The following is a 26,434-nucleotide window of genomic DNA, read 5'->3' as shown; positions in this document are numbered from 1 at the left end:
CTAGGCTCGGGCCGCCTGCTCGGTGGCGGGCTTCACGTGGTCTTCGTGGGCCAGGAAGTGCTCGGCGTCGATCGCCGCCATGCAGCCGCTGCCTGCCGCCGTCACCGCCTGGCGGTAGACCGGATCGGCCACGTCGCCCGCGGCGAACACACCGGGAATCGCGGTGCGCGCGGTGCCTGGCGTGACCTTGAGGTAGCCGCGGTCGTCCATGGGGAGATGCCCTTTGAGGAACGTGGTGTTGGGCTGATGACCGATCGCCACGAACACGCCGTCGGTCTCGATCCGCGCGATGGCGCCTGTCTTCACGTTGCGGATCTTCACTCCCGTGACCGTCTCCTTGCCCTCGGCCAGGATCTCCACGATCTCCGAGTCCCATACGAAGCGGATCTTCGGGTTCGTCAACGCGCGCTCCTGCATGACCATCGAGGCCCGCAGCGTGTCGCGCCGGTGAACCACGACGACTTCGCTGAGCAGCCGCGAAAGGTAGGTCGCCTCTTCCATGGCGGTGTCACCGCCACCGACCACGACCGCGCGCTTGTTCTTGAAGAGAGGGCCGTCGCAGGTCGCGCACGCCGAGACGCCATAGCCCATCAGCTTGGTCTCGCTCTCGATCCCAAGGAGCTTGGCGCTTGCGCCGGTGGCGACGATGACCGTGCGCGCCTCGTGGAGCATGCCGTCATCGGCCCACACCTTGAGCGGGCGGGACGAGAAGTCGACCTTCGCGGCTTCGCTCGCCACGAACAGCGTGCCGGACTTCTCGGCCTGATCGCGCATCTGGTCCATCAGATCGGGACCCATGATGCCGCTGCGAAAGCCGGGGTAATTCTCGACATCGGTCGTGATCGTGAGCTGCCCACCCGGCTGGTAGCCGGTCAGCAGCACGGGATGACGATTGGCCCTCGCCGCATAGATGGCGGCGGTATAACCGGCAGCGCCGGCGCCAAGAATCAGGACATCGTGAACCATCGACACGACCATGACCTCCGCATCGGGTGGGAAGACGCGCATTCTAGACCAGGCCCGTGAACCGGACGAAACCGCGACGGAACACCTGTTTGGATGCGGTTCGGATTCGAAATGGACCAGGCGGGCCCCAGCCCTACGGAGCCGGGCTCGTAACCGCTTAGGCCGCGCCGGTGCGGCGGCGATTGAGATCCATCCGAGACTCGGCCACTTTGGTGCCCGACCGGGCAATTCGGAGGCATGAAGCTGAAGCCCATCCCACGCCTTGCCCTCTTGGCCGCGATCGCGTCGATCCTGGCGCTCCCGGCCGTCGCGACCAAGCCGCGCGACGACGATCCGCTGGAATCCGAAATCCGGCGGTGGACCGCCTGGGTCCGAGACACCACTTCCAAGGACGAGCTGGTCGTCGACGCGAGGCAGAGCGCCGGGCCGCTGCTGGCCCGGGCCGAAAAGGCGCGCGCCGCTGGCCGCCGTTCCTTGGCGCTCTTCCGGCTCTCCGCGGTCCGCGGCAACCTGATGGCGGCGCAGTGGGCGGCGTCGCGGCCCAAGGCCGAGCGGGAGGAGAGGGTGGCCCTCGAGGCGGCGTGGCGGCGGGAAGCGAAGTCGCTGGGTCACGCTCCGAAAATCGAAGGCGATCGCTCTGCGCTGTGCCGTGCCATGTCCGAGACCGCTGCGCGCGAGTCTCAGAGTTACTACGACGCGAGCTTGAGCTATGGCCAGAGCACGGCGCCTCAGTATGGCCTCTATTACATGGGGCTGGCCTACGGACAGAGCGATCTCGTTCGATGGCTCGGAACGTGGCGAGATGCGAGTCCGCGAAGCGCGATGGCCATGCGGTCGCCGGCTCCGGAGATCGAGCAGCTCCAGCAGCGACTCCTGCTGGTTTATCGGCCGCCACTCTCGATCGACCGTCATCCCGAGTTCATTCGCGCGAGCGCGGCGCTGAAGGAAGCTCGCGAGCTGGACGCTGCCGGCCTGCGGCATGGAGCGCTGCTCCAGGTGCTCTATGCCGCGCTGCGGGCTGCTCCGCTCGTCGAGCCGCGCGCTCCGGTCGATACCGCTTCCCTCGACCGGCGAGTGACCGATCTCGAGCGGCAGCTCGCCGCGGAAGACAAGGACCATGGCATCGCCAATCTCTTCCTCGAGATCGCGCGCGAGGATCTGGCGCAGAACCCGGCGCACCCGGCGCAGGCCGCGGCGGTGGTATCCGAGGTGATGCCGCTTTACATCGGCGCGCTCGGGCCTTTGCCCGCTGCTGCCGCGCCACGTCCGGCCAAGGTCACCGTGACGCTGGTGCGCTGGCCGTACACCTGAAACCTTTCCGACCCGGCAGGTCTGCTGGCGCAGAGCGTGGTCGAGGAGTTCGAAGATCAGGCACGCTTCGTGGAAGTGAACTACGGCGAAAGCGATCTCGCCCGTCGTCTCGGGGTCACTCGCTATCCGGCCATCTTCGTCGACGACGTGCTGGTCGCCACACCCAACGACTTCGGCTTCTACGGCAAAGGCGAAGGCCAGAGCGGCCGCTACGCGCCACTCAGGAGTGCGGCCAGCCACGAGCGGTTCCGCGCCGATCTTTCGCGCATGATCCGCCTGGCGCTCGCCGGCGACCGCGCTGGAGCCCAGGCCGTGGCCAAGCCCGCCGCGGACCTGGGACCCAAAGAGTGGCCGGCGATGACGCTCACGGATCTCGACGGCCGGACGCTCGCGCCCGCCGATCTCGCGGGCCGAGCGGTGCTGCTCGAGTTCTGGGCCACCTGGTGCCCGCCATGCCGTTCCACGCTCCGATGGCTGGGCGAGCTGGAGCGCCGCCATGGGGATCGCATCGCGGTCGTGGCGGTCGCGGTCGAATCGGATTCCGCGAAGGTGAGAAAGCTGGTGGACGATCTCGGATTGCCGCTCACCTGGGTGCAGGGAAGGCCGGAGATCGCGCGCGCCTTCGGCGATGTGAGCGCGGTGCCGACGCTCCACCTCTTCGATCGCAACGGCCGCGCGGCCGCCACGTTCTTCGGCGCGCCGCCTGATCTCCACGCCCGCGTGGAGGAAAAGCTCTCGGCGCTGCTCCGCTGACCGGATTGAACCGCCGAGCCCGGCGCGTGTAGCGTTCTCCGCCGCGCGACCTCCGCCGCCGGCCGCGCGGTCTCCCCACACTCGTGAATCAAGGAGAACCGAATGAACGGCCCTTCTTCCCCCGCGAACGCCATCCTCCTCGCCGTCGCCATCGCCCTGGCCGGCTGGTTCGTCGGCGGCGGCTTCGTCCGCTCCCGCACCACGGACCGTTTCGTGACCGTGAAAGGCGTGGCGGAGCGCATCGTCGACGCCAACATCGGCTTGTGGCCGCTGCGCCTGGTCGCCACCGACAACGTCCTTTCGAACGCCCAGACGAAGATCGAATCGCAACGCACGGCCGTCATGGCGTTCCTGCAGAAGCACGGACTCGAGTCGGCGGAAGTGGAGATTCAAGGCGTCGAGGTCAACGACGTGCGGGCCAATCCCTATCGCGGGCCGGGGGAGATGGCGGGCGACCGCTACATCGTCAACATGCTGCTGATGGTGCGTTCGGACCAGCCGGCCAAGATCCTGGCCGCCAGCCAGCAGGTGGGCGAGCTGTTGACCGCGGGTGTGGTGTTGTCTTCGGCTGGCGGCCACGGGCCCTATGGCGGGCCGACCTACATCTTCTCGAAGCTCAATGACCTCAAGCCGGAGATGATCGCCGAGGCCACCGCCAGCGCGCGCAAAGCCGCCGAGCAATTCGCCAAGGACTCGCGCAGCAGGATCGGCGGCATTCGCCGCGCGAGTCAGGGCGTGTTCGAGATCCAGGCGCGCGACAACTTCATGGGAACGATGGAAGGCAGCCAGCTCCACAAGACGCTGCGGGTGGTGTCCACGATCGATTACTACCTGACCCACTGAGCCAGGGACCGAACCCACCCGGATACCGGACGCATCTTCTGCTGAGAGATTGGCGGTCCGGCGTCCCCGTTATGGATCCTGGATTGCGTTCGGCGCAATCCGCCCCTCTCGATGTTCGCGCTGTGCTAGGGTCCAACGGCCTACGGATCATGGAAGCCCGGTCGGCTCCAGCCGATTCGCCCAGACGCGGCCCCGCTCGCGGAGTCCCTCGGCCGACCCATCGGCCCATCCATTCCATCGAGCGGCGTCACCATCATCACGCGCTGAGCGAATGACGGTGCACCCGCGAACCAGCACACCGCTGAAAGGAGCACCCTGATGTCCACGACCACGATGATGCCCGAGACCACGCAGAAACAGGATTGGACGCAGCCCGCCGCGATGGCGCTTCCCAAAGAGGGGTACTTCAAGCTCGAGCAGGGTCGATACGGTCCGATCTTTCCGCGCACGCCCGCCTGCTACGGCTTCTCGATCATCGCCAAGGTCAAGCCGGGGAAGGAGCAGGTCATCCGCGACTACGGGAAGACCATCGAAGAGGCCGTGAAGGGCGATCCCACCGTGCTGGCGCCGCTGCGGCTCCATTACCTGCGCTGGAACCTGTTCGACATCGACTCGGGGCTCTACTTCCAGTACATGGGCATCTTCGACACGGACTTCGACAAGTACCTCGAAGACGCCGTGGCGCTGTTCCTCAAGACCGGCCTCACCACGGTGTTCGTCAACCTCGAAGGCTGGCCCGAGGACTGGAAGACCAATCTGCAGTCGGTCATCAAGTTCTTCCGTGATCACCAGCGTCCGAGCTTCCTCGAGTACGGCGAGTATCCCTACGTCACCGCCGACGAGATCAAGAAGGCGCTGCGTCTCAAGGCGTCGTTCGAGAACATGTTGAACGAGATGCAGTGATCTCGTCATGCTCGAGCTCGATGACATCCAGCACTTCCTGCTGACGCGGCCTTCCGCGAAGGCGGCGCGTTACGGGTTCCTGACTTTCGGCGAGGCGGCGCAGGGCCGCGGATACCTGGCGAGCGTGATCGACACCGTGGGCACCGGCGCGGCGGTCGGCGGCACGAAGCCGCTCGACTCACGCTGGGTGACGATCGCGTTCACCTGGAACGGCCTGCGTGCGCTCGGTGTGGACGAGGCCTCGCTGGTCACCTTTCCCGAAGAGTTTCGTCAGGGAATGGCGGCACGGGCCCAGGTGCTCGGCGATACCGGCGACAACCACCCCGAGCATTGGGTCGGCAGTCTCGCCAGTCCGGACCTGCATGCGATCGTGATCCTGTTCGCCAGTGACGTGGCGGAGCGCGAGCGGTGCGTTCGGGAGCATCAGAGACACCTGGCTCCGTTCCCCGCGGTGAGGGCGCTCTCGATCCTCGACCTCGAGGCCACACCACCGCTCGAGCACGCACACGATCATTTCGGCTATCGCGATCGACTCTCGCAGCCGGCGATCGAGGGCATGGGTGAAGGGCCGACTCCTGGCTCGGGCGCGGCGCTCAAGCCAGGCGAGTTCTTCCTCGGTTACCCGGACGAGGAAGGCATCACGCCAACGCTGCCCCAGCCCGAGGTCCTTTCTCGCAACGGCAGCTTCCTGGCCTATCGTCAGCTTCAGGAGCACGTCGGCCGGTTCCGCGATTTCCTGCGGCAACACGGGGGAGAGTCGGCCGAAGGGCAGGAGCTGCTCGCGGCCAAGCTGATGGGCCGCTGGCGCAGCGGCGCGCCGCTGGTCCTGGCGCCGGAGAAGGACGATCCGGCGCTCGGCGCCGACCCTCAGCGCAACAACGACTTCAATTACAGGCAGATGGACCCGCACGGATACGCGGCTCCGCTGGGCTCCCACATTCGTCGCATGAATCCGCGCGACACCGGCGTGAACATGAACCGAAGGCGCATGATTCGCCGCGGCGGCACCTACGGCCCGGCGCTGCCCGAAGGCGCTCCCGAGGATGGCGTGGAACGCGGCATCGCCGCGTTCGTCGGCTGCGCGAGTCTCGTCCGTCAGTACGAGTTCGCGCAGAACGTGTGGATCAACGACCGGACGTTCCATGAGCTCGGCAACGAGCACGACCCCATCATTGGCACCCAGGACGGAACCATGGAGTTCAAGATTCCGAAGCGTCCGATCCGGAAGACCATCACCGGACTTCCCGCGTTCACCACGGTGCGAGGCGGGGCCTACTTCTTCCTGCCTGGGATTCGCGCGCTCAAGTGGCTGGCCGCGCTTCAAACAGGAGCGCCGGGCGCCGAGGCCAAGGCAATGCCGGAGGTCGCTCATGGCTGATCACGGAGCAGGACCCCGCTCGACCGCCAATCCCGAGATCGACATCTCGGATCTGTGCGCATTCCCGAGCCCGGAACGGCGCGGCAACCTGGTGATGGTCCTGAACGCGTGCCCGTTCATCCCTTCCGCGTCGACGCTGTTCTCGGACGCGATCGATTACCGGCTGCGGGTCCGTTCCGTCCGTGTGGCGTCCACCGGGCGGAAGGCGGCATTCTCGGTCGGCGACGTCGAGCACTCGTTCAGCTTCACGTTCGAGGTTCCGCGCAAGCAGTCCGATGGCCGACTCGTGCAGTCCGGGACGTGCCGCACGCCCTGGGGCGAAATCGCGGTCACGGTGGGCGACGAAGCGGGATCGCGCTCGGGTGGGACGCGAATCTTCGCGGGATGCCGGCTGGACACCTTCTTCGTCGACCAGCTCTTCTCCGGAGGGTTGCGGATGAACCGGAGGATCCCGGAGCCGACCAACACCAACTCGGTCGCCGGCCAGAACGTGCTGAGCCTGGTGGTGGAGTTCGAAGGGTCCGCGCTGTTCGGACAGGAGGCGGGCTCGCTGGTCGGGATCGTGGCGGAGACGATGACGCGCGGCTCCTACAGCGCCCGGCAGGACCGTGTCGGACGGCCCGAGGTCAAGAACTTCATCATGATGGACAGGGCCTCGGACCCGGTGAATCGCGATCTCGACGTGCGCGACCTGTACAGCGAGGAGGACGGCTTCAAGCTCCGGCCGGATTACCTCGGCGCGTATCGCGCTCGCCTCAATGGCAGCATGAAGTTCTACGACGGGCTCGACGGTAAGACCGACTGGCCGCTCGACGAGGAGGGGAACCATCCGCTGACGGAGCTGCTGCTCGCGGACTTCCTGGTGGTCGACTTCGCGAAGCCGTTCGCCGAGGTGAGCTACTTCCAGATCGAGTCGGCGATGCTGCGCGGCGTTCCCCATGAGAGCTGCGGTGGCCGGTGGCTCAACGACGACGTCGTGGACACCGTGCTCACGCTTCTCGTGAACAACTTCAATGGTCCCCGCGTTTCCGACGGAGTCGACCAGACGACCGCCCCGGCCACGAAGAGGTTTCCGTATCTCTCCCCACCGAATCCGAACCCTCCTCCGCTGGCGCCGCTGGTGGGAATCCCCAAGTGACCGGAGGTCTGTCGCTCGCGACGGAGATCCGCACCACCGACGCCACGATCGCGCTGTTCAACCTGCAGAAGCAGATCGAGCGCCTCGAGCAGCAGTCGACCCCCGGCATGACCAGTCACCTGGGAGGCGAGCTGGTCGATCGGCTCCTCCTCCGCGGGCAGATGCTGGGCTCGATCGCCGACTACGAGCGGGCGTCCGCCATCGGAGAGCGTCTCGGGCAAGAAGCCTTCGCCGATGGGCTGTCCTTCATGGTGCGGGCGCGGACGCGCGCCACCATGCATCGCTTCAAGGAGGCGCTGGACGACCTCGACGCCGCCGAGCGATGCGGCCATCCGGTTGAGGCATTGGCCGTCGAGCGGGCGGCGATCGACCAGGCGGTCGGGCGCTACGATGAGGCGCTCGCGCTGCGCCGGGACGCGCTCGAGCGGCGCGCCGATTTCGAGTCGCTGGCCGGGCTCGCGGTGCTGGAAGCCGAGCGCGGAGTGGTTTCCGAGGCGGAGCGGCTGTTCGACGAGAGTCGCGCGCGCTTCAGGGGCGTGTCTCCGTTTGGACTCGCCCAGCTCGATTTTCAACGCGGGCACCTGTGGCACGGCCAGCGCGAGTGGAACCGCGCCCGCCCATGGTACGAGTCGGCCGTGCGGCGTGTGCCAGGGTACGCCGCGGCCGAAAACCATCTCGCCGAGATCGAGGCGGCCATGGGCGAGCGTGAGAGCGCGATGGTGCGACTGCGGCGCCTCACGGAAACGTCCGACGATCCCGATCACGCGGCTCAGCTCTGCCAGCTACTGAAGCAAGCGGGACGGCTCGAGGAGTCACAGTGGTGGCGGGCCCAGGCGGCGGCTCGTTACGACGAGTTGATCGCCCGCCATCCGGCGGCGTTCGCCGACCACGCGGCCGCATTCTGGCTCGGTGCCGGCGCCGAACCGCGCCGGGCCCTGCCGCTGGCCAGGCTGAATGCCGAGATCCGGCCGACACCGCGCGCCCAGCGGCTGCTCGCTCGGGCCCTCGCGGTTTGCGAAAGCGGACCGCCGGCCTGATTTGTTCGATGCGATCCATGGCCGGCTTGGGGGCCGGCGTCACGGCTCTCGCTCTCGCATTCACGCTGGTCCCCGAAGCGCCGCAGGCGATGACGGTCACCGACACCACCTTGGTCTTCCATCTGCGCTCGTTCTACTACGACGGGACTCAGAACACCGGCGGCCAGAACGAGGCCTGGACCGGCGGGGGGTGGCTCGCCTATCGATCGGGCTGGCTGTCCAACGCGTTCGCGGCGGGCGCCACCCTCTACGGCTCGGCGCCGTTATACGCCCCCGAGGACAAGGATGGCACCTTCCTGCTCAAGCCCGGGCAGGAAGGCTACCTGGTACTGGGAGAAGCTTACGCCGCGCTGCGATATCGGGACGACGCCGTCTTCAAGCTCTATCGCCAGCAAGTGGACCAGGGCTACATCAACCCTTCGGACATTCGGATGACGCCGAACACCTTCGAAGGGGCGACGGTGGGGGGAGTGATCCGCGACGTGCGATACCTCGCCGGCTACCTTTGGAGGGTCAAGCAGTGGAACGCCGACGAGTTCGTCAGCATGGCCGAGAAAGCTGGTGCCGGCGAGAGCGATGCCGGCGTCGGACTGATCGGCGTGCAACTGGCTCCTCTTCAGGCGTTGCGCTTCGATGTTCACGAGCAATACGGCTTCGACACGTTCAACACGCTATACGTGAAGGGCGATTACCGACGCGCCCTGAGCGCCGCCTGGACGGTGGCGATGGGCGCCGAGTTCACCGACCAGCGGGCGGTTGGCGATGCTCTGGTCATCAACGCCGCCAGTCGCATGTGGCGCACGCGCGTCGGGGGCGGCCGGGTTCAGCTCATCCACCGCGATCTCACGCTGACCACGGCGTTCTCAGTGACGGCGTCCGGGAACGACATCCAGAACCCTTGGGGCACGTATCCGGGATACCTCTCACTCTTCGACGCCCCCGCGTCCCAGGGCTTCGCCCGCGCCAACGAGGAAGGATGGCTCGTCGGGGCGGTCTATGACTTCTCGAGGCTCGGCGCCAGCGGGCTGGTGGGAGCCGTGAACTTCGCACGGGGGACGGATGCGATCGATCCGGAATCGCGGGCCAGCGCACCCGACCAGACCGAATACAACTTCAAGATCGACTATCTCGTGCCCTGGCGCCCGTGGGGAAGCTCGCGGGACCTCAGGCTCACCGTGCGCGAGGCGTTCTACGATCGAGAAGGGTTCGATCTCGCGCACCAGCTCCACGTGATCCTCAATTGGGAATGGGATGTTCTGAATCGCGGCCGTTGATCGCCGCGCTCGAGCCGATCGCTCAGCCTTCGAGGTCGCCCAGCCACCTCAGGGCGCGCAGCCCGGGCAGGAAGCCGTACTCACCTCCACGCGTGACGACGAATCGAGGCAGGCCTTTGAGTTGCGTCCGGATCGGACGCTTGGGGACGTAGAACACACCCCCGGCGCCGCCCGCTCCCGCCACCGGGTCCTTCTCGGAGCCTCCTCCATGGAAGGCGCCATCGTTCATCCACTCCGACTGCACGAACTCGAATTGCCGTCCCAGGTGACATCCCACGAACGCGAACAACAGCCCCCGATCCACGCCGTCGTCCTCGAGAACGCCATCGGGCAATGGCGGCCCGTAAGAGGTCCCGCGACGGATCATCCGGTGAATGCGAACCATGCCCGCCACGCGCGAGTCGCGGGGGTTCATGCGACGGACGTGCGATCCCGGAGGAGTGTGGTAACCGATCGGGTCGTCCTTGAAGAGGAAGGCGTTGTTTCGGCCAGGATCGGCGCCGAGCGCAGGATCGTCATGAACCGGACATACCGCGAGCGGGGCGCCGCTCCTCCACCGGCCCATCATCTTGGCGGCCAGCAGCTCTTCAGCTTCCGAACTGGGAGCGTTCTCCTTCAGATACCGTCGGAAGGCGGCTACGCGCTGGTGTAGCTTGCGAAACACGATGTAGCTTCCGTTCCTCCCGAGGATCTCGGGTTGCGGAATCGAAGGCGTTTCGCTCATCTCGTCCGGATAACCCAGCACGAACTCGCCCGGCTTGAACGGAGCCTCGTGCGGATTGGACCCGGTCAGGCCGCTGCCCTCGATGGCGGGATGGCTGATGCCGTCCCTGAAGCCGAAGGCCTCGCGCTCGCCGGGAAGGACGTGGCACTCCTGCCGCCAGATGAGCCGAACGCCCGCCAGCTTCTCGTGAGCGTGTCGCGCGTGATCCAGGACAGTCTTCAAACGATCCGCGTCCGGGGCCAGCACCGTGACCACGACGTGCACGTCCCGCGTGCCGAGCGGCTTCTCCCACTTCGCGGGAGCGCTGTCGCCGACGTCGCCCAGCAGACTGGCGCGCGCGGCCATTCCCTGCCGGAACTCGGCGGGAAAGCTGTCGAGCGACGCCTGCGGCACGCCGAGGGCCTCGAGACCCTTGAAGCTGAGCGCCGCGCTCACCCACGCGTCGCCGGCCGGGCTCGAGAGGTTCGCCGCCGACGCCACCATGCCGCTCAGCCGGCGCATCATCTCCCGTCCACCTCGACGGTCGTCGATGCGGAAGATCAGGTAGATGGCGTGGTACGGCGTCGGCCGCGGACGCAGCACGCCATTCTGGATGTCATCCAGCTCGAGCGCGGACATGGATGGCCTCGGTGCCAAGTCAAGAGGCAGGCGTCCCCGCGAGCAGATTGCCGTTCGGCTCGTCGGTGAGCAAGTCGATCGCGCCGCGCGAGATCGGTCTACGGACTCAGCGGTTGGTGCCGAAGATGTAGCTGCTCAAGTACTCGACGGTCGCCTGATGCTCGCCGACTTCCTGCGCCATGAGGTCGCCAATCGTCACGATGCCGCGCAGGCCTTGCTCGTCGACCACCGGCAGATGCCGGATGCGTCTTTCGGTCATGACCGTGCGGCATTCGAGCAGAGACGTCTCGGGTTTGCAGCACGCCACCGGCGCCGTCATCACCTCGCGCACGGGAGTGAGCGCGGGATTGCGCTCCGCGGCCACCACGCGGCGCATGATGTCGCGCTCGGTGACGATGCCGATCATGCGGCCGTCCTCGATCACCACGAGGCCGCCGATCGCGCGCTCGTTCATCTTGTTCGCCGCCGCCAGCACGCTCTGATCGGCGTCGATGGTTACGACCAAACGGCCCTTGCGCGAGAGGATGCTGTGCACCGTCGCCATGGGTACCTCCGGTCTTGGCCCGGCTCTGGAGGTGGTTTCCCTGTCGGGAGAAGGGCGCCCCAGGAGATTACTGCGGAAGGGAATCCGGGGCGAGCATTGGAATGGATCAAAAGGTCGCTTCTCCGGCCGAAGTGACGACGTCATCCGTTGGGGAAGTGGCACCCATGCGGGGGGACAACGAGCATCCACGCTGGTATCCTCGCCGCCCTCGAGACAGCAATTCCCCGCCTGGGTCCCCCGGAGCAGACTGCCGTGAAGAGAAGAGCCTTCCTGAGAGGGGCCGCCGCGCTGGCGGCGCTGAGCGGCACCCCGGTTGCGGCACTGGAGCAGGTCCTGGCCAAGACGACATCTCCTCTCGAGCCCCTGCTGACCAAATGGGGTGGACCGCACGGCGGCATCCCGCCCTTCGACAAGGTCAAGGCCACGGACATCAAGCCCGGGTTGCTGAAGGGTATGAGCCTCCTGCGCTCCGAGATCGAGGTCATCACCGCCAACAAGGCCGCTCCGACCTTCGAGAACACCATCGCGAGCTTCGAGGACGCGGGACGCCCGCTGGGAAGGGCGCAGACGTTCTACCAGCTCTACACCTCGACGATGAACGACAAGGCCATGCAGGCCGTGGAGGCCGAAATGGCGCCGGTTCTTGCGGCCCTGGATGACGAGATCACTCAGAACGCCGCGCTCTTCAGGCGCATTCAGGCGGTCTACGAGGCGCGCGCCAAGTCGGGACTGGCCGAAGAGCAGCAGCGCCTGACCGAGGTTTACTACAACCGGTTCGCGCGAAGAGGCGCCAAGCTCGACCCGGCGAAGAAAGAGGAGCTGCGCAAGATCAATCGCAAGCTGGCGACGTTGTTCACCACGTTCAGCCAGAACCAGCTTGCCGACGAGGAAAAGATCACGATGGTCCTCGAGCGAGAGGAGGACCTGGCGGGATTGCCCAGCGACCTCCGCGCCTCTGCGGCCGCTGCGGCCGAAGCACAGGGCCAGAAGGGAAAGTGGCTGCTCATCAACACGAGGTCCTCGGTGGAGCCATTCCTGACCTTTTCCACGCGCCGCGATCTTCGGGAAAAGGCCTGGCGCATGTGGACTCGGCGAGGCGACAACGACAACAAGCACAACAACCGGACGACCATTACCGAGATCGTCAAGCTGCGCACGCAGCGAGCGCAACTGCTGGGCTACCCCAGTCACGCGCACTGGATCGTCGCGGACAACATGGCCAAGACGCCGGAAGCGGCCATGGACCTGATGACGAGGGTGTGGAAGTCGGCGGTCGCGCGCGTCCACGAGGAAGTCGCGGACATGCAGAAGCTGGCCGACGCCGAGGGCGGCGCCAAGATCACCATCGAGCCGTGGGACTACCGCTTCTACGCCGAGAAGGTGCGCAAGTCGAGGTATGACGTCGACGAGGACGAAGTGAAGCAGTACCTCCAGCTCGATAGGATCCGCGACGGAATGTTCTGGGCGGCTGGACGAGTCTATGGCCTGCAGTTCGCCAAGCTCGACGACGTTCCCGTGTATCACCGCGACGTCAGCGTCTACGAGGTGAGGCGCGACGGCCAGCGCGTCGGGCTATGGTACTTCGATCCTTACGCCCGATCCGGCAAGAGCTCGGGCGCCTGGATGAGCGAGTACCGCACGCAGGAGCGCTTTCGCGAAGCGACCACGCCCATCGTCTCGAACAATTCGAACTTCATCCCCGTCAAGCCGGGCGACCCGGTGCTCATCTCATGGGACGACGCGGGAACGATGTTCCACGAGTTCGGTCACGCGTTGCATGGGTTGCTCTCGAACGTCACCTATCCAACACTGGCGGGCACCAACGTCAAGCGCGACTTCGTGGAGTTCCCCAGCCAGGTGAACGAGCGCTGGCTGTTGACCGAGGAGTTCCTGAACCAGTTCGCGCTCCATCCCAAGACGGGTCAGCCGATCCCCAAGACCTTGGTGGACAAGATCAAGAAGGCCAAGACCTTCAACCAGGGGTTCAAGACGGTCGAGTACCTGGCGTCGGCGCTCTACGACATGAAGCTCCACATGATCACGGACCCCAAGGTGGCGATCGATGCCGGTGAGTTCGAGAAGACGACGATGTCCGAGCTGGCCTGCCCCAGGGAGGTCGTCATGCGGCATCGTCCGACCGCGTTCGGACACATCTTCTCGGGGGACGGATACTCGGCCGGCTACTACGTCTACATCTGGGCGGACACCATGTCGTCCGACGCCGCCGAAGCGTTCGTCCAGGCGGGAGGCTTCTACGACAAGGCGACCTGCGATCGTCTGCGCGAGACGATCTTCAGCGTCGGCAACTCCATCGCGCCGGACGTCGCCTTCCGCCGCTTCCGCGGCCGCGACGTCGACACCAACGCGCTGATGCGCGACCGCGGCTTCCCGGTCACCTAACCCGACGGGCCGATCGGGTGATCGGACGTACTTCTGCCGCGTCCATCCTAGCCATCCCAGCGGACCACATGGGGACCCCCGCCCCTTCTTTGTCCAAGCCAAATCTTGGGGACGGCCAGCCGGGACTGTTGAACACAGGGCAGGGCCGCCGTTCCACTATTCCAAGTGCCGCCTTCATATCGTGGATTGGAGGAGATCGCGTGCGTTTGGGAGTATCCATGCGTTCAAGGTAGGTGTCCGAGCGTTCGGATGTTTCGCCTGTACCGATCGGAGACCAAGCCAATGCGTTTCGTACGTACCGCGACGTGTCGCCGCCCCGCTCTGGTGATGGTGCTGTCGTTGCTATCCCTGTCGCCCGCCGGCGCGCCGGCGCAGACCAGCACGCAGATCGCCAAGCCCAACGTCCAGGGCGCACAGCTCGCGAAGCCAACGACCCAGCAGACGCGCTTCGTGAACCTGCAGACCCGCACAGTGCCCGACGTGATGGGCATCTGGATCAGCGAAGCCAACACGAGTCTGGAGAAGGCCGGGCTCAAGTCGGACGTGGTGATTTCGCCGGCGACCGAGTTGAGCTGCGTGTCGGCGCAAAGGCCGGCGCCGGGCACCAAGCTCAACGCGGGCGGTACGGTCCACCTCGAGCTGACTACCGACTGCAATCCGGTCCGGGTCCAGGTCCCCGACCTGATGAGCATGAGCCAGAGCGACGCGGCGCAGCGCCTGCAGGCGGTCGGGCTCGCCCTGGGTAGCACGTCGACGGACCAGAACGACCAGACCGCGGGCACGGTCGTGCGCCAGAGTCCGGGGCCCGGCAGAACGGTGCCGATCCGCTCGAGCGTCGCCGTCTCCCTCTCCTCCGGGCCGCAGACGAAGGACGGGCCGGTGGTGATCGACGTCCGGGTTCCCAAGTTGATCGGCCGAACCTCCGGTGACGCCAACGTGATGATCCAGAAGGCAGGATTGACCGTCGGCCCGGTAACCACCGAGGTCTCGAGCCGCACTCCGGGGACCGTGGTCCGCCAGGAGCCGGAGCCGGGAAGGCCGGTGAAGTCGGCGACTACAGTCGCCTACGTGCTGGCTGCGGCGGCACTTGTGGTGCCCGACGTGACCGGTCTGTCGCGCAGCGACGCCGAAACCCGGCTCGGGGCTGCGGGCTTCTCGCTCGGCGAGGTGGACCTCCGCCCTTCGGAGGGGCCCGAGGGGCTCGTGCTCTCGCAGGAGCCGGCTGCCGAGACGCAGTACATGAGAGGCATTCCCGTGGCGATCGTGCTGTCGAGGCCAGCTCTGATCGAGGTTCCTTCGCTGCGCGGCCTGCTCCTCAGCGAGGCAAAGGCCAGGCTCAAGCCGTTCGGCCTCGACGTCGGTGATCTGACTCCCACCTCCTTCCAGCGGAAGAGGGCGCGCGTCAGCCGGCAGGACCCCGCGCCGGGAGAGCAGGTCGAGCGCGGAACACATGTCGACCTGGTGTTCGTCGATCGCACCCTCATCGCCCGCGTGTGGGCGGCCGACAGCGACGCGACGGCCGGAGACTCGGTCACGATGGGTGTCGACGTCACGCCTACGGAAGCCGGGCTGAGCTACTGGATCGACTTCGGCGACCACCGGAACACCGGATGGATCGAGACGCCGCGCGTCAAGCACGCCTACGCCGAGCCGAATCGCTACGAGGTCACCGCGCTGGTGCGGGCCGCGGACGGTGAGTTGGTCCGGGCGAGCACGTTCCCGATCACGGTGCATCGCGATCTGACCGCGTTGCTCACCGCGCTGGTGCTGGGCGGAGCGATTGGCTTGCCGTTCGCTGCAAAGCTGATCCAGCGGCTGCCCATCCCCGCGTTCCACGTCAGGCTGCAGCCGTGGATCGGCGACGCGTCGCTACACGGCGCCGTCCCAGGCCGACCGGTATGGGCCCTCGCCATCGCGACGCCCGGCCCGGTCGAGGCGCGCGATGTCGAGCCGCCGGACCCCGAGGTGAGGTGGAGGAGGGAGTCATGAAGAAGTCGAGTCTTCGAGTCCTGCTCCAGCGCGGCGGCGAGTTGACCATTCGCGGCTTGCCGCAGGCTTTGGAGCGCAAACAAGGCGACGCGATCCGCAAACAGCTCCCCGGCTCGAGGAACCTTGGCGTGTGGCAGGTGATCGGAGGGAGGGCGCGGGCCGCCGTTCTCGAGATCCTCGACGTCGATTTCATCCAGGTGCTGGTCGAGGGTTGGGGGAAGTACCGCACGCTCGCTGAGTTCGCGACCGAGCCCAAGCGCTCGGACGGCGCGAAGTACATGGTGTCGATCGCGGATCACAGCATGTCGGTCACCTTTCACCCCGAGGTCGTGGTTACGGTCGAAGGCGTCGGCCGCGGCACGCTCAAGTTCAACCTCGAGGTGAAGGCCAACATCAAGGCCATCATCCTCTGGATTCAGAACGGCCGTATCATGAGCGCCAGCAGCGGCCGGTGCGGCGGCGAGGTGACGCTCAAGCTCGACGACCAACAGATCGTGGGCCAGAGCTTCCCCGAAGTCGACCTGCCCGGGGTGCTCGAGTTCCCCAACGGATTCAACATTCCAACGCTTTACTCGGGCGCCGAGGCGCCGGAGGCCGAAAAGCTGCCGGTGTGAGCCGGCTGAGCGCCCTCGGCGGCTTCGGAAGTAGACCAGGATCCGGAGGAGTCACCGTTCCACGATGGGTGGGCGCTGCGCCCGGTCGCACGGTGCCTTCGGAACCGGGCTCGACTCGACTACCTTGCCGGGGTGAGCAGATCCCGCACCCAAGGGTGGTCCGGCCCCAACGTCACGCTCTCGAGCATCGCACTCTTGCTCATACTCGCCGCCCCTTCACTGGGTCGAGCAGCGAGCCTCCCCTACGCGGTACGGGCGTGGACGATCGAGGACGGGCTGCCCACCTCCACGGTGCAGGACATTGCGCAGACCCCCGATGGCTACTTGTGGCTCTCCACGACGGGAGGGCTCGCGCGGTTCGACGGCGTGCGTTTCGAGGTCTTCGGTCTGGCGCACGGTCTGCCGACCAATCGATTCCAGGGGCTCACCACCGACCGGGCAGGCACGCTGTGGATCTCTTCCGAGGACGGCAACCTGCTGCGCTGGGACGGCCGCGCCTTTGCCCGGTTTCCAACCGGCAGCTCTCGGGAGGCCACCGCGCTGCTGGCGCTGCCGGATGGCAGCATTCTCGGTGCGAGCGTTTGGCACTACTGGCTGCGCGGCGAGCGGATTCGCCCCTTCGAGCTGGCGCCCAATGAGTTCACCACCACGCCGGTGCTCGATGCGCGCGGCAGCGTGTGGCTCACGTCCAGCGGTTACGCGCCCGCCCGGCTCTCGGGTGACCGCCTGGTGCCGATCGGTCCTCCGGGCCAGTTCGGCGACCACTGGATCGTGGATCACCGCAACAGCGAGGCGCGGTTCGTGCGACAGCGCGGTGCGGACGCCGAGCTACTCGACACCCGGATGCGTCGTATCGCGCTCCTCCCTGGCGCAGCGCCAGAAAACTTCCAGTGCATCGACCGCCAGGGTCAGTTGTGGAGCCTCGCGGGTGACGGGCTCGCCGTACGCGACCCGACCACGGGCCGACTCACGGGAACGCTCTCGCTGGGACTCACGACGACGCGGGGCAAGCTGTCCTTCGATCGGCAGGAAAACCTCTGGCTGGGTTCCTGGCAGCAGGGACTGTTCCGCATCGCGCGCAGTCCGTTGGTGCTGCTGCGGCCTCCCGGTACCGAGGCACCGGTACCGTTCCAATCCGCGATCGAGGAGCGAACAGGCGGGATCCTCCTTTGGGACGGGCTCGGTCGCGCGTGGCAGTTGGATGGAGATGAGCTGCGGTTCGTTTCCACTCCCGAGGTCGATCGCCGTCGTTACGGATCCGCGCGCACGAGCTTCGGCCCCGCGGGCGGATATCGAATGGAGTTGCGAGACTCCAGCGGGCGTGGCGGCATTGTGAACGCCCTGCCTCGATACCCGCCGGATATTGTGGAGGATCCGTTTCATCCCTTGAGCGCGGCGGTCGTGGATGATGAAGGCGGTCGCTACATCTCCGCCGCCCCGGGTCAGCCGGCGGAGCGCCGAATCTTGCCCGGAGCTCCCGTTGCGCGTCATGCGCTGTTCGACCACGCAGGCCGGCTGTGGGTCTCGACGACCACAGGGCTTTGGCGCCTGGCGCCCGGGGATACGCAGCATTTCAGCCGCCGCGATGGATTGCCGACCGATCACCTGCGGCAGCTCCACGAGGACGGTGACGGGACGCTGTGGATTGGCACCTATGGCGGTGGATTGACGCGCTACCGCGATGGCAAGTTCGCGACCCTCGACCGGCGCCACGGACTGATCGAGGACGTGGTCTCCACCGTGCTCGAAGACGACGACGGAAATCTGTGGCTCGGCGGCAATGCCGGCATCCAGCGCATCGCGCGCGCGCAGGCGAACGACGTTCTCGACGGGCGGCGCGCCCGCGTGGTCGCGGCGAGCTACGGACGCGACGCCGGTCTGCGCAACCCCGAAGGCACCGGATTTCCCGGCTACCGCTCGCGTGACGGTCGGCTGTGGTTCGGAACCTTCGACGGCATGGCCGTGGTGGACCCGCGGATCACACGCGGCTCAACCGCTACGCCTCCCTCCGCTGTCGTCGAGGAGCTGCGCGCAGGCAATCGTGTGGTTCCTCTGACCCCGAGCGGTATCAGGCTCTCGCCCCAACAGAGACGCTTCGAGGTGCGCTACACCGGCATCGATCTGCGCGCTCCCGAGCAGCTGCGGTTCCGCTACCGGCTCGACGGCGTGGACCAGGACTGGATCGACGCCGGCGACGCGCGAGTCGCGACGTACACCAACGTGCCGCCCGGCCGCCGACGGTTCCGCGTCGAAGCCATCAACGGCGACGGGGTTGCGAGCGCCGCCCCGGCAGTGGTCATGCTCGACGTCCAGCCGTGGCTGTGGGAGCGACTTCCGGTTCAAGTGCTCGGGCTGATCGTGGTGGCCGCGGCGATCGCCTGGGCGTGGCGCTGGCGCTCGTCGCGGCTGGTCGCGAGCGCGGCGGCGCTGCAGCGTGCCGTGGACCAGCGCACCGTCGAAGTGGTCGAGGCGAAGTCGCGCATCGAGACCGCGCTCACCACCGTGGAGGCTCAGGCGCGGCGGCTCGAGGTGCTCGACCGCGCACGCTCGCGGTTCTTCGCCAGCGTCAGTCACGAGTTCCGCACGCCGCTCACCCTGATCCAGGGGCCGCTCTCGGACGTGACCCGCGGCGAGCACGGCGAGCTTCGCGAGGATGCGCGCGATCAGGTGCGCATCGCGCTCGACAGCGCCGCGCGCCTGCAGCGCCTGGTGGACCAGCTGCTCGACGCCGCGCGCGCCGAAGCGGGCGAGCTGCGGCTGGAGCGCGTGCCGGGGGATCTCGGCGCGTTCCTCACCGAGCTCGCTCAAGCCTTCGCGCCGCTCGCCGAGCGCAAGCGCATCGCGTTCGAGCGCCGGTTCCCCGAGCACCCGCTGATCGCCTCGTTCGATCCACCGGCGATCGAGAAGGTGTTCGCCAACCTGCTCGGCAATGCCTTCAAGTTCACCCCCGAGGGCGGGCACGTGCTGTGGCGAGCCGGGCGGGTCGACGATGGAACCTCCGCGGGAGCCGTGGAGATCGCGGTCGTCGATGACGGCCCGGGAATCGCGGCCGAGGATCTGCCGCACATCTTCAAGCACTTCTATCGCTCGGAGCGATCGGTCACGCGGGTCCAGCCCGGCACCGGTCTCGGGCTCGCGCTGGCGCACGACATGGTCGAACAGCATGGTGGGGCGCTCACGGTGGAATCGCGCGAAGGCCACGGCGCGACGTTCACCGTGCGATTGCCGCTGCTCGAAGCGAGCGCGCAGGCGCCGGGAGACGACGGCGTCGCCCTCGACCCGGGGGTCGCCGCGGCGCTCGCCGACGAGATCCGCCTGGCGCCCAACGAGACGCTCGCGGCCACGGCTCAGCCCGATTCCGGCGATGCGCCGCTCGTGCTGGTCGTCGACGACCACCCGGACGTGCGCGCCTACGTGGCGCGCCAGCTGCGCCGGCATTACCGCGTCGTCGAAGCCGCCGACGGCGAACAGGCGATCGCGCGGATGCGCGAATCGGTGCCCGACCTGGTCGTGAGCGATCTCGCGATGCCGGTGATGGATGGGCTCGCGCTCTGTCGCGCGGTGCGTGGCGATCCTGAGCTCGAGTTCGTCCCGCTCATCCTCCTGTCCGCGGCGGCCGAGACCCAGAGCCGGGTGAGCGGCCTCGAGGGCGGGGCCGACGACTACGTGACCAAGCCGTTCGAGGTCCGCGAGTTGCTCGCGCGCATCGCCCGCATGCTCCAGGGACGCCGCCGGCTTCGCGAGCACCTGGCACGCGCGGCGGCGGCGGCGGCGGTCTACGGGTCGGCGGCGGTGGCGGGGGACGTGGGGGCCGCTACGTCCGAGGCTCCGGCGACATCCGCCGGCGCAGCGGAAACGCCGGGCTCCACCGCGATCGTCGACACCGCCTTCATGCGCCGCATCCGCGAGGTCATCGAGTCGCGGATGGGCGAAGAGGACTTCGGAGTCGACCCCCTCGCCGAGAGCATGGGGATGGGCCGTACTCTGCTCTTCCAGCGCACCCGCGAGTTGCTCGGCCGCACCCCCATGGAGCTGTTGATGGAGCGAAGGCTGGAGCGCGCCGCCGAGCTGCTCGCCAGCGCAGAAGGCAACGTCGGCGAGGTGGCCTACGCGGTCGGCTTCCGTAGCGTGTCGCACTTCACCAACCGCTTCCGCGAGCGCTTCCAGGTCACTCCTTCGGCCTGGCGACGCGGTGATCGCACCCCCGCCGGCCTTTCCTCCGCAACGACTTAGCGCTCCCGGACGCTCAGGCAAGTCGGCGCGGACGCTCACGCTCACGGGCGCCTTCGCTGCGCCCCGATCCTTCCGTGCGTTCGACGTTCACTCATGGCCCGCCCCCATTGGAGCCCGCCTCTCATGCGCACTTTGCTCTTGGTCTTCGCTGTTCTCGTCGCCCTGATCGCTCGTTGCCTAGGGCCCAGCGCGGCGAGTGCCTCCGCCGCCCCAACCACGCCAACCTTCGCGCTCAAGTGGGGGAACTCCGGCGGGCAGGCAGGTCAGTTCAGCGGTCCCTGGGGCGTGACCACCGACGCGCTCGGCAACGTCTACGTCGTCGACTCGGGCAACAACCGCATCCAGAAGTTCGACAGGCTGGGGAACTTCATCACCCAGTGGGGCTCTGGGGGGTCTGGGGATGGCCAGTTCAGCGGTCCGACCTACGTTGCAGTTGCCCCCAGCGGTGACGTCTACGTTTCGGACTTCTACAACAGCCGCATCCAGAGGTTCACCAGCGCCGGCGCGTACATCGGCCAGTGGGGGGGCTTCGGCGCCGGCAACGGACAGTTCGATGTTCCGTTGGGAATCACGGTGGATCGAAGCGGCAACGTGTACGTCGTGGACTATGGAAACCACCGCGTCCAGAAGTTCACTGAAACCGGATCCTACCTCGCGCAGTGGGGCAGCACCGGCTCTGGCAACGGACAGTTCAACAATCCCCAGGGGATCGGACTGAGCCCCGCCGGCGACGTCTACGTCACCGACTTTTTCAACCACCGCGTGCAGAAGTTCAGCAGCACCGGTGTCTTTCTCACCCAGTTTGGAACGTCAGGCAGCGGAAACGGGCAGTTCAACGGTCCGAGTGGGGTGGGTGTGGATGCGGCGGGCAACGTGTACGTCGTCGACGGCACCAATCGTGTCCAGAAATTCAGCGCCGACGGCACGTACCTGACCCAGTTGGGCTCGACGGGGGCCGGAGACGGCCAGTTCATCCAGGCGATCGACGTGGCAGTGGACGCTGCGGGCAATCTGTACGTCGCCGACTACAACACCAGCCGCATCCAGAAGTTCAGCGGCGCGGGCGCGGCCCTGTCCATGGCGTCGCCGAAGTTCCTGCTCGGCTGGGGTGGAACCGGGAGTGGCAACGGGCAGTTCAGCGCTCCCGGGGCGGTGGCAACCGACGCCTCCGGCAACGTCTACGTCGCCGACGCGAACAACAACCGCATCCAGAAGTTTGCTTCGAACGGCACCTACCTCATGCAGTGGGGCGTGCTCGGAAACGGCAACGGGCAGTTCAACTATCCCAACGGTGTCGCCACCGACGCCGCGGGCAACGTCTACGTCGTCGAGGTGAACAGCAACCGTCTCCAGAAGTTCACCGCCAACGGCGCCTACCTCACGCAGTGGGGCGGGAGCGGTAACGGCAACGGGCAATTCAGCTATCCCGAGGCTGTTACCACCGACGCCGCGGGCAACGTCTACGTCGTCGACTCGGGAAACAATCGCATCCAGAAGTTCACCTCCAACGGTCTCTACCTGACGCAGTGGGGCTTGTCCGGCAGTGGGATCGGGCAGTTCTTGTGGCCGTTCGGGATCGCCATTGACGTCTCGGGGAACGTCTACGTCGTGGACGAGGGCAACTACCGCATCCAGAAGTTCACTGGCACCGGTATCTACCTGACGCAGTGGGGCGCGCAGGGGAGTGGCAGCGGTCAGTTCGATGAGCCCACGGGTGTCGCCGTCGACGCCGCCGGCAACGTGTACGTCTCCGACGGAAACAACAACCGGATCCAGAAGTTCACCGCCAACGGCGCCTATCTGGCGCAGTGGGGCGGGCTCGGAAGCGGCAACGGGCAGTTCGATTATCCCACCGCTGTCGGCACCGACGCCGGCGGCAACGTCTATGTTCTGGACGGTCGTGTGCAGAAGTTCGCTGCGCCGCCCTCGATCGCCATCGTCTCCGACATCGGCAACGACCAGGGCAAGCAGGTGCAGCTGCGGGTGCTGCGCGGCTCCGCGGATTCTCCGGGCGCCGGAGTCACGATCACCGGCTACGAGGTCTACCGCCGCAACGATCCGCTTCCCGGGGCCGCGATCCAGTCCACGGAAGCGGTACAGCTTGCCGGTTGGACGTACGTCACCTCGTTCCCTGCTCACGGGGAATCGGAATACAACGTGGTGGCCCCGACGCTCGCCAACTCGAACGCGTCGAGCCTCTACTACACGGCGCTGATGGTGCGCGCGGTGACCGCGGATCCCTTCACCTTCTACGACTCGGAGATCGACAACGGTTTCTCCATCGATAATCTCTCGCCGCCCGCGCCGTCGCAGTTCCTGGCCGCGTACGCCTCGGGCGCGACGCATCTCAGCTGGGGCGTGAGCCCCGAGCCCGACTTCGCCAGCTTCCGGCTCTATCGTGGATCGAGCGCCAGCTTCCTGCCTGGCCCCTCGAGCCTGGTCGCGGAGACTTCCGAAACCGGCTATACGGATCCGGGTGCCGCGGGGAGCTATTACAAGATCTCCGCGGTCGACTTGGACGGCAACGAGAGCGGGTTCGCGCTGGCGGGCCCGAATCAGACGACCGACGTGCCCGCGGCTCCTGCGGTCGCGTTCGCACTCGAAGGCACGCGCCCGAATCCAGCGATCGGTGGCCGGCTGATGGTGCACTTCGCGCTGCCGACCGGCGAAGCCGCGACGCTCGAGCTGCTCGACGTGTCGGGACGCCGCGTGACCGAGCGTACGGTCGGAGCTCTGGGCGCCGGACGCCACTCGATCGAGCTCGGCGAGGGCCGGCGCCTCAAGCCCGGTCTGTATTTCGTGCGGCTCACGCAGGGCGCGAACCAGCGCATCGTTCGCACCACGGTTCTGAACTAAAGGAGCCTCCCGATGCGAATGCAACCGTTGGTGCTCGCCGTCCTCACCGTGCTGCTCGCACCTTGCCTTGCTCCGAGGGCGGCGAGTGCCTCCATGGCTCCGACGACGCCGACCTTCCTGCTCAAGTGGGGGAATCAGGGCAGCGCGCCCGGGCAATTCAACCAGCCGTATGCCATCGCGGTCGATTCCCAGGGCAACGTTTACGTCACCGAATACCTGAACGCGCGAGTCCAGAAGTTCGACCCCCTGGGGAACTGGATCGCCCAGTGGGGATCGCTTGGACCGGGGAACGGCGAGCTCAATCACCCCGCGGGTATCGCCGTTGGTTCGGATGGAAGCGTCTACGTCGTCGATCAGTTCAACCATCGAGTTCAAAGATTCACCAGCTCCGGAGCCTACATCGCGCAGTGGGGCACCTTGGGCACGGGGAATGGCCAGTTCATCTCGCCCATCGGAATCGCCGTCGATGTCGTCGGGAACGTGTATGTGAGCGAGGCTGCCGGGCACCGCGTCCAGAAGTTCTCCAGCAATGGTGCCTTCATCTCGAATTGGGGTTCGTTCGGAAGTGGGGACGGACAGTTCAATACTCCGGAAGGGATCGCGGTGGATGCCTCGGGGAACGTCTACGTCTCGGACTCGAACAACCACCGGATCCAGAAGTTCACGAACACCGGGGTCCTCCTGGTGAAGTGGGGATCGCTCGGAACCGGCAACGGTCAGTTCAACTACCCCGGGCAGATCGGCTTCGACGCGGTCGGCAATCTCTACATCGTCGACTACTACAACAACCGCGTGCAGAAGTTCGATCCCACCGGGGCGTATCTCACGCAGTGGGGCTCCGTGGGAAGCGGCGACGGCCAGTTCATCGGTGCATGGGGCGTCGCGGTGGATGCCGCCGGGAACGTGTACGTGGGCGACTACGAAAACCATCGCATCCAGAAGTTCAGCGGGGCTGGCGCGGCGTTGTCCGCGTCGGTCGGAGGCCCTGCGAAGTTCCTGCTCAAATGGGGCACGAACGGAACTGGCAACGGCCAGTTCTCCGTACCCTTCGGACCCGCTACCGACGCCGCCGGGAATGTCTACGTCGCGGACGCGCTCCTCAATCGGATCCAGAAGTTCACCCCCACCGGGGTCTACGTTACGCAGTGGGGCGCGCCCGGCAGCGGGAACGGACAGTTCAATCTCGCGCGAGGTGTTGCGATCGATGTCGCCGGCAACGTCTACGTCCTGGACCAGGGGAACCATCGCGTGCAGAAGTTCACATCCAACGGCACCTACCTGGCGAAGTGGGGCTCGTTCGGCAGCGGAAGTGGGCAGTTCAATACCCCCCTCGGGATCGCCGTCGACGCCGTGGGGAACGTTTACGTATGCGAGAGTGAAAACCATCGGATCCAGAAGTTCACCTCCAACGGCGTCTATGTGGCGCAGTGGGGCGGGCTCGGAAGCGGCAACGGGCAGTTCGAGAACCCCTTCGGAATTGCCACCGACGCTGCCGGGAATGTTTACGTCGCTGATCAGGGAAACCAACGGATCCAGAGGTTCACGTCCAACGGCGTCTATGTGACGCAGTGGGGCGGGTTCGGAAGCGGGAACGGGCAGTTCAGCACGCCACGCGGCATCGCCACCGACGCCGCTGGGAATGTCTACGTCGAGGAGTTGAACAACAACCGGGTCCAGAAATTCACCTCCAACGGTACCTACCTCACCCAGTGGGGCGGGTTCGGAAGCGGCAATGGGCAGTTCGACGTCCCCGGTGGGATCGCCGTCGACGCTGGGGGTAACGTCCTCGTGTGTGACGCAGGAAATGCGCGAATCCAGAAGTTCGTGAGTCCTCCGTCGATCGCCCTCGTCTCCGACGCCGGCAACGACCAGGGAAAGCAGGTGCAGTTGCGAGTGCTGCGCGGCTCCGCGGATTCCCCCGGCGCGGGAGTCACGATCACCCGCTACGAGGTCTACCGCCGCAACGATGCGCTTCCCGGGGCCGCGGCCCAGTCCGCGCAACCCATGGCGATTCAGCTCGCCGGCTGGACGTACGTCACCTCGTTCGCGGCCCACGGGGACGCGGAATACAACCCGGTGGTCCCGACCCTCGCCAACGCGAACGGGTCGAGCCTCTACTACACGGCGTTCATGGTCCGCGCCGTGACCTCTGATCCCTTCACCTTCTATGACTCCGGGATCGATCACGGTTTCTCGATCGACAATCTCTCGCCGCCTGCGCCGGCCCCGTTCGTGGGCGCGTACACCTCGGGAGCGACCCATCTCCACTGGGGCGTGAGCCCGGCCAGCGACTTCGCCAGCTTCCGGCTCTATCGCGGATCGAGCTCCAGCTTCGCGCCGGGGCCCGGGACCTTCGTCACCGCCACGACGGATACCGGCTACGTCGACTCGGGTGCGGCGGGCAGCTGGTACAAGCTCTCGGCCGTCGATTTCAACGGCAACGAGAGCGTGTTCGCGGTGCTCGGTCCAAGCCAGACGACCGACGTGCCGGCAGTCCCGCCGGTCGCATTCGGGCTCGAGGGCACGCGTCCGAACCCTGCGATCGGCGGTCGGCTGATGGTGCACTTCGCGCTGTCGTCCGGGAATGCTGCCACGCTCGAGCTACTCGATATCGCGGGACGCCGCGTGACCGAGCGCGCCGTGGGAGCCCTGGGCGCTGGCCGCCACTCGATCGACCTCGTCGAAAGTCGGCGACTGAAGCCCGGGGTTTACTTCGTGCGGCTCACCCAGGGTGCGAACCAGCGCATCGTCCGGACGACTCTTCTGAACTGACGCTCATGCCTCCGCGCCTGCATCCTTCCACCGATCGATGTTCCCTCATGCCCGCACCCACAGGAGTTCTGCCGTGACTGT

At 66.7% G+C, this 26,434-nt stretch carries 17 protein-coding genes; 14 read left to right on the top strand and 3 right to left on the bottom strand.

Annotation, left to right across the window (positions count from 1 at the left end):
- Positions 1-966, bottom strand: a complete 966-nt coding sequence (gene trxB, locus VFQ05_01850) for a thioredoxin-disulfide reductase (GenBank protein HET9325494.1) — start codon at positions 964-966, stop codon at positions 1-3.
- A gap of 237 nt (positions 967-1,203) precedes the next feature.
- Here trxB and VFQ05_01845 point away from each other — a divergent pair, with 237 nt between their 5' ends.
- The 8 genes from VFQ05_01845 (at position 1,204) to VFQ05_01810 (ending at position 9,603) form a co-directional block, all read left to right on the top strand.
- A complete protein-coding gene (locus VFQ05_01845) occupies positions 1,204-2,277 on the top strand; it encodes a hypothetical protein (GenBank protein ID HET9325493.1) in 1,074 nt (357 codons plus the stop codon).
- A 36-nt stretch (positions 2,278-2,313) separates the two neighbouring features.
- Complete coding sequence (locus VFQ05_01840; protein HET9325492.1) at positions 2,314-3,030, top strand: TlpA disulfide reductase family protein; 717 nt, start codon at positions 2,314-2,316, stop codon at positions 3,028-3,030.
- A gap of 102 nt (positions 3,031-3,132) precedes the next feature.
- The gene (locus tag VFQ05_01835) at positions 3,133-3,873 is read left to right on the top strand and encodes an SIMPL domain-containing protein (protein ID HET9325491.1); all 741 of its coding nucleotides are present in this window, start codon (positions 3,133-3,135) and stop codon (positions 3,871-3,873) included.
- 318 nt (positions 3,874-4,191) lie between these two features.
- A complete protein-coding gene (locus VFQ05_01830; GenBank protein ID HET9325490.1) occupies positions 4,192-4,776 on the top strand; it encodes a hypothetical protein in 585 nt (194 codons plus the stop codon).
- A gap of 7 nt (positions 4,777-4,783) precedes the next feature.
- Positions 4,784-6,154 carry a peroxidase gene (locus VFQ05_01825; protein ID HET9325489.1) on the top strand — a complete coding sequence of 457 codons (1,371 nt, stop codon included), beginning with the start codon at positions 4,784-4,786 and terminating at the stop codon, positions 6,152-6,154.
- On the top strand, positions 6,147-7,292 hold the full coding sequence (locus VFQ05_01820; GenBank protein ID HET9325488.1) for a DUF4331 family protein: 1,146 nt from the start codon (positions 6,147-6,149) through the stop codon (positions 7,290-7,292). The genes VFQ05_01825 and VFQ05_01820 overlap by 8 nt, the downstream gene beginning before the upstream one ends.
- On the top strand, positions 7,289-8,329 hold the full coding sequence (locus tag VFQ05_01815; GenBank protein ID HET9325487.1) for a hypothetical protein: 1,041 nt from the start codon (positions 7,289-7,291) through the stop codon (positions 8,327-8,329). The genes VFQ05_01820 and VFQ05_01815 overlap by 4 nt, the downstream gene beginning before the upstream one ends.
- A gap of 17 nt (positions 8,330-8,346) precedes the next feature.
- Positions 8,347-9,603 carry an OprD family outer membrane porin gene (locus VFQ05_01810; GenBank protein ID HET9325486.1) on the top strand — a complete coding sequence of 419 codons (1,257 nt, stop codon included), beginning with the start codon at positions 8,347-8,349 and terminating at the stop codon, positions 9,601-9,603.
- A 22-nt stretch (positions 9,604-9,625) separates the two neighbouring features.
- Here the strand turns inward: VFQ05_01810 and VFQ05_01805 are convergent, their stop codons facing one another.
- Positions 9,626-10,945: a Dyp-type peroxidase gene (locus tag VFQ05_01805; protein ID HET9325485.1), complete on the bottom strand. Its 1,320-nt coding sequence runs from the start codon at positions 10,943-10,945 to the stop codon at positions 9,626-9,628.
- Positions 10,946-11,051: 106 nt separating this feature from the next.
- A complete protein-coding gene (locus VFQ05_01800; GenBank protein HET9325484.1) occupies positions 11,052-11,489 on the bottom strand; it encodes a CBS domain-containing protein in 438 nt (145 codons plus the stop codon).
- A 252-nt stretch (positions 11,490-11,741) separates the two neighbouring features.
- On the opposite strand from VFQ05_01800, the gene VFQ05_01795 reads away from it, so the two are divergent.
- The 6 genes from VFQ05_01795 to VFQ05_01770 all read left to right on the top strand — a co-directional run bounded on the left by VFQ05_01795 (position 11,742) and on the right by VFQ05_01770 (position 26,353).
- Positions 11,742-13,889 (top strand): M3 family metallopeptidase, encoded by a 2,148-nt coding sequence (locus VFQ05_01795; GenBank protein ID HET9325483.1) that lies wholly within the window; start codon positions 11,742-11,744, stop codon positions 13,887-13,889.
- A 282-nt stretch (positions 13,890-14,171) separates the two neighbouring features.
- On the top strand, positions 14,172-15,878 hold the full coding sequence (locus VFQ05_01790; GenBank protein HET9325482.1) for a PASTA domain-containing protein: 1,707 nt from the start codon (positions 14,172-14,174) through the stop codon (positions 15,876-15,878).
- Complete coding sequence (locus VFQ05_01785) at positions 15,875-16,492, top strand: hypothetical protein (protein HET9325481.1); 618 nt, start codon at positions 15,875-15,877, stop codon at positions 16,490-16,492. Before VFQ05_01790 ends, VFQ05_01785 begins: the two co-directional genes overlap by 4 nt.
- Positions 16,493-16,687: 195 nt before the next feature.
- Positions 16,688-20,725 (top strand): ATP-binding protein, encoded by a 4,038-nt coding sequence (locus VFQ05_01780; GenBank protein HET9325480.1) that lies wholly within the window; start codon positions 16,688-16,690, stop codon positions 20,723-20,725.
- A gap of 123 nt (positions 20,726-20,848) precedes the next feature.
- Positions 20,849-23,581: a T9SS type A sorting domain-containing protein gene (locus VFQ05_01775; GenBank protein ID HET9325479.1), complete on the top strand. Its 2,733-nt coding sequence runs from the start codon at positions 20,849-20,851 to the stop codon at positions 23,579-23,581.
- A gap of 93 nt (positions 23,582-23,674) precedes the next feature.
- Positions 23,675-26,353, top strand: a complete 2,679-nt coding sequence (locus tag VFQ05_01770) for a T9SS type A sorting domain-containing protein (protein HET9325478.1) — start codon at positions 23,675-23,677, stop codon at positions 26,351-26,353.
- Positions 26,354-26,434: the final 81 nt, after the last annotated feature.

Source organism: Candidatus Eisenbacteria bacterium, from assembly GCA_035712145.1.
Lineage (GTDB): Bacteria > Eisenbacteria > RBG-16-71-46 > RBG-16-71-46 > RBG-16-71-46 > DASTBI01.
Note: the sequence above shows the minus strand (reverse complement) of the source record. Positions and strands in the feature narration are given on the sequence as shown.

Excerpts from the sequence above, each read along its gene's own strand:
- trxB (HET9325494.1), bottom strand. The coding sequence starts at position 966 with ATGGTTCACGATGTCCTGATTCTTGGCGCCGGCGCTGCCGGTTATACC.
- VFQ05_01845 (HET9325493.1), top strand. The coding sequence starts at position 1,204 with ATGAAGCTGAAGCCCATCCCACGCCTTGCCCTCTTGGCCGCGATCGCG.
- VFQ05_01835 (HET9325491.1), top strand. The coding sequence starts at position 3,133 with ATGAACGGCCCTTCTTCCCCCGCGAACGCCATCCTCCTCGCCGTCGCC.
- VFQ05_01830 (HET9325490.1), top strand. The coding sequence starts at position 4,192 with ATGTCCACGACCACGATGATGCCCGAGACCACGCAGAAACAGGATTGG.
- VFQ05_01825 (HET9325489.1), top strand. The coding sequence starts at position 4,784 with ATGCTCGAGCTCGATGACATCCAGCACTTCCTGCTGACGCGGCCTTCC.
- VFQ05_01820 (HET9325488.1), top strand. The coding sequence starts at position 6,147 with ATGGCTGATCACGGAGCAGGACCCCGCTCGACCGCCAATCCCGAGATC.
- VFQ05_01810 (HET9325486.1), top strand. The coding sequence starts at position 8,347 with ATGGCCGGCTTGGGGGCCGGCGTCACGGCTCTCGCTCTCGCATTCACG.
- VFQ05_01805 (HET9325485.1), bottom strand. The coding sequence starts at position 10,945 with ATGTCCGCGCTCGAGCTGGATGACATCCAGAATGGCGTGCTGCGTCCG.
- VFQ05_01800 (HET9325484.1), bottom strand. The coding sequence starts at position 11,489 with ATGGCGACGGTGCACAGCATCCTCTCGCGCAAGGGCCGTTTGGTCGTA.
- VFQ05_01790 (HET9325482.1), top strand. The coding sequence starts at position 14,172 with ATGCGTTTCGTACGTACCGCGACGTGTCGCCGCCCCGCTCTGGTGATG.
- VFQ05_01785 (HET9325481.1), top strand. The coding sequence starts at position 15,875 with ATGAAGAAGTCGAGTCTTCGAGTCCTGCTCCAGCGCGGCGGCGAGTTG.
- VFQ05_01775 (HET9325479.1), top strand. The coding sequence starts at position 20,849 with ATGCGCACTTTGCTCTTGGTCTTCGCTGTTCTCGTCGCCCTGATCGCT.
- VFQ05_01770 (HET9325478.1), top strand. The coding sequence starts at position 23,675 with ATGGCTCCGACGACGCCGACCTTCCTGCTCAAGTGGGGGAATCAGGGC.